We start from the raw sequence: 3,705 nt of genomic DNA, 5'->3' as shown, positions 1-3,705 counted from the left end.
TCATGGGGTTACTCCTTTGCGCTTTCAGCGCTCAATTTGATAAAGATTCGCACCTCTATCAAACCGGGTAACCCCGCTTTTCGCAAGGCCCTACTGTCCGATTAAATCTGAACTACTACATATAAGAACCCAGCAATTCGGGACTTCTGGATAAGAATTGAATCAGGCAAAGGTGTCTTGTTCCCGCATTAAAACATATATCTGCTCGATATTGGCTTTTGGTATTTTGTACAATCTGCCTAGCTCAACTAGTCTTTTGCCGTATTTAGTCAGGCTTAGGTGTGAAGGCACAACTGACAGCCAGGTGTGTGTCCCATAGTGGGGGGCCTGACCGCAACTTTCTTGCAAAAGTCCTATCTGCTCAAGTTCAAGGCAATCTTGCATAACATCCCCCAACTCGTCTGACCCCTCCTTGTTACTCAAGCACTGCTCTCGGAAACGCTGATGAGTATCTTTCTGAGAGATGGTGGCTAGTATGCAAAGCTTTCTATAAGTTAATACCTCAAGCTGATAAATTAGTCGATTTGCTTCTCCACGGGAGACAGTGACAAAAGGGAAAGAAGCATTAAGATATGCAATAAATTCAAGCTTCGACCTCTCGTGCTCCGTCCGTGCGATTTCACATACCCCCTCCCACAACTCAGATGCAGAACTATTAACATTTATACTGTTGCTAAAGAAGCCATCAGTGCGGGGTAGATGACCTTTATCCAAGTGAGATTTGATTTCCTGAATGGATAAATATGTAACGTAATCGATTCTCTCGGTTTCCCTTGGGGAGAGTTTGCGTTCCGCATAATCTAGTAATAGGGGCATTACGGTATTAGCAACACCTAGGGCAAAGGCGTCGGAACCCCCCGGATATAAGTAGGATGCGATACCGAGAATTCCACCGAATGCAGCAGTTGCCCCAAACTTGACTATACCTCTTCCGTCGCTAATATCTCCCTCCCGGTCCATATCTGTCTTTTTTCCAACCTGCTATAAAGGGTTGCCCGTTGCCCTGGCTTAATTAATCTCTCCATACATAGGTATGCTTTCCCCGCAGATCACACCTCCATTTTTGTGCGAACCCGCCATACTAGTAATTTCTTCTGTTCTGCAAAGTTCGACCTTGCCGGTATATGAATAAAGCTTAATTGCCATTCCAGCTACAGTGGCAGTTATTTGAGAGCGATTGCTCGACCCTGCTCTAAAGGAGAGTAACCGATAATTAAGGAACTAATAATTAAAGCGACTGGAATTGATAATCCATTCAAAAATCACATGCTTTAATTTCCCTAAAGGCAAATCAATGGAGAGGTAACTCCGTCTCCCAATTATTAAATAATTCATAAACTCTCACCATTGGACTTAGGTACTAGCGCAGTATATTGTCAGAGTATAGTTTAAATTCCACCCTGACAAATCTGCCTGACACTTTTATCCCCCTTTTGTTAGGATAGAGTCAATATTGTTATTAATTGACAATCATTGCCAATGTTCACAAACTCTATTCTGACAATTTCTGGAGGAGAGAATCATGTCGAGCCAAAGAATCGGATACATTCGAGTAAGTTCGCCTGAGCGAAGTGTGGGCGGCATAGAGCGCGACCCAGAACAGTACTTCAGGCGCTACAATGCAACGAGTCCAGAGAAGGGAGGAGCGCGAGGTTATGGTCCCCATGCCGGCCGCATACTGAGTCGGGCCGAACGTCCCGCGAACCAGAGGGAGGCAGGATCAGGAGTGGGAGCGTTGATAGAGAGGAAATGAGAATATTCTCCCTGCTTCAAGTTTAAGGCTTAAGGGTTTTTAAAAATCAAAAATCCGCGAACTTGTTTCCTACCCTCATCTATAAAGAAATATGAATAGCGTTAGGTGCATGTCTGTCGATTTGGAGGATGAAAATGTGCTCTAAGTCGCACGACTACTTTGCCGCCTATTGAGGAGGGGCTTTATCACGGGTACGGATATAGATTTTTTGTGTTTACAATGGTTTTTAAATAAAAGGAGTACTTATGGCAGACGAGCGAATACCAGAAGAAATAATTGCTTGGATGAATCAGAAAGGTTGGAGCGAGCACCACGATCAATGGCATTTTCAGCGTAGATGGGACTACTGGCATGAAATCGCATCTCAGCCACAACATCCATCCTGGGTCGACGAAATGATTGAAGATGCTGTCGCAAAGAACTGGTCGCGTTCTCCGGTTCAGGAGGGAGAAAGTGGAGGAGGTGAAGAATTTTTATTCATGCATCGGGCAATGTTTCAACTCTTGGTTGATAATTTCCCACAGCACTTACATTTCTTCCGTGGATGGAATTCCCCCCCCCAAGACTCAAATGATCCAGAAGATGGAGTATTTTCAGATCAGGGCCCCTTCAACCCCAACATGGAGAGCGCCATTAAGAAGGTTGAGGCGAATAGCTCGACGTTTTCAACTGATGATGAATTTGGACTATTTCTTGAGACAAATCTAAGGCCCGTTCCGGGCGATCCTCTCGCTAGGAGTACCGACTTGAGCACCGGCCTTCATAACTATTTACATAACCGATGGTCGGATGATGAAAGTCCCATTAACCTTGGTGATCCGAGAGTAAACATCTTTAACCAACGATTCTGGAAGCTCCATGGGTGGATCGATTATCGCTGGTGGAAATTTCGAAAAGCCAATAAATTCGATGACACTACTTCAAGCTATCAAACGAAAATGACTCATTATATTGAAATGATGAATCAGGAAATTCCTCATCATCTCGCTCGTGTAATGAAAATCACTATCGAGAAGGCAACACGTAACGTCTTCTCTCTTGATCAATTTTAATTCGATCGTCTATTGAATGTATGGTGAGTGGGGGAAGTTTTGACATAAGCGGCTGACCTGCTCCTAACAGGAGCAGGTCCCTAGTGAGCTTGGTCGTGTTTTCCGGATACCAACGACCTCATCAAGCCGCCAGCTTTTGCCCTGCAATCCAGGCAGCGTGATGCTGGGCTGGGCTGCGGTAGCCTAACACGGAGTGGCGGCGTCTCCGGTTATAAAACCTCTCGATATAGTCGAACATGTCCCGTGCAGCTTCTTCCCGCGTTGCATAATCTTCATGGAAGACGCGCTCGTTCTTCAAGCTGTTGAAGAAGCTTTCCATCGGCGCATTGTCCCAGCAATTTCCTTTCCGACTCATGCTCGCGATCATGCCGTATTCCCCCAGCAGCGCCCGGTAGTCGCCGCTGCAATACTGGCTGCCGCGATCGGAATGATGCAGCAACCCTGGCGCCGACTTGCGGCGGAAACGCGCCATGCGCAGCGCATTCATCACCAGTTCCCGCGTCATCCTGCTGTCCATTGTCCAGCCCACGATCATGCGCGTGTACAAGTCCATCACGACCGCCAGATACAGCCAGCCTTCGCGTGTCGGAATGTACGTGATATCCGCTGTCCACACCTGATCCGGCGCGCTTGTCTTGAATTGCCGGTCCAGCAGGTTCGGCGCCACAGGTAGCGCATGCTTGCTGTCGGTGGTGGCCTTGTAACGCCGCTTGTGTCTGGCACGGATGCCGTTGGCCTTCATCAAGCGCCTGATCCGATCCCGGGTGACCGGAATGCCCCGGGATTTCAGTTCTTCCGCGATGCGTGGCGATCCGTAAGCTTGCCGGTATTGCGCGTGTACCGAGCGGATCAGCGCCAACAATTGTTCGTCCGAGGGCCAATGTGTCGGCCCGCCGCATT

The 3,705-nt window shown here is 47.6% G+C and carries 4 protein-coding genes; 2 read left to right on the top strand and 2 right to left on the bottom strand.

What is annotated here, in order from left to right; all coding sequences use genetic code 11:
• Nucleotides 1-162 precede the first annotated feature (162 nt).
• Entirely contained in the window at nt 163-960 is a 798-nt protein-coding gene (locus AC52W5_RS09910; protein WP_495670881.1) for a hypothetical protein, read from the bottom strand.
• Nucleotides 961-1,522: 562 nt separating this feature from the next.
• Here AC52W5_RS09910 and AC52W5_RS09905 point away from each other — a divergent pair.
• Both AC52W5_RS09905 and AC52W5_RS09900 read left to right on the top strand, forming a co-directional pair.
• Nucleotides 1,523-1,753: a hypothetical protein gene (locus tag AC52W5_RS09905; protein WP_495670880.1), complete on the top strand. Its 231-nt coding sequence runs from the start codon at nt 1,523-1,525 to the stop codon at nt 1,751-1,753.
• A 245-nt stretch (nt 1,754-1,998) separates the two neighbouring features.
• The gene (locus AC52W5_RS09900) at nt 1,999-2,805 is read left to right on the top strand and encodes a hypothetical protein (protein ID WP_495670879.1); all 807 of its coding nucleotides are present in this window, start codon (nt 1,999-2,001) and stop codon (nt 2,803-2,805) included.
• A gap of 121 nt (nt 2,806-2,926) precedes the next feature.
• Here the strand turns inward: AC52W5_RS09900 and AC52W5_RS09895 are convergent.
• A partial coding sequence (locus tag AC52W5_RS09895) for an IS3 family transposase (RefSeq protein WP_495670878.1) occupies nt 2,927-3,705 on the bottom strand: 779 nt, incomplete at its 5' end.

The organism is Nitrosospira sp. CT (genome assembly GCF_059489795.1).
The sequence above is the reverse complement of the archived record's forward strand: the minus strand, read 5'-3'. Positions and strand labels throughout refer to the sequence as shown.

What these genes read in the sequence shown, in the direction of transcription:
- AC52W5_RS09910 (WP_495670881.1), bottom strand. Translation starts at nt 960, where the DNA reads ATGGACCGGGAGGGAGATATTAGCGACGGAAGAGGTATAGTCAAGTTT.
- AC52W5_RS09905 (WP_495670880.1), top strand. Translation starts at nt 1,523, where the DNA reads ATGTCGAGCCAAAGAATCGGATACATTCGAGTAAGTTCGCCTGAGCGA.
- AC52W5_RS09900 (WP_495670879.1), top strand. Translation starts at nt 1,999, where the DNA reads ATGGCAGACGAGCGAATACCAGAAGAAATAATTGCTTGGATGAATCAG.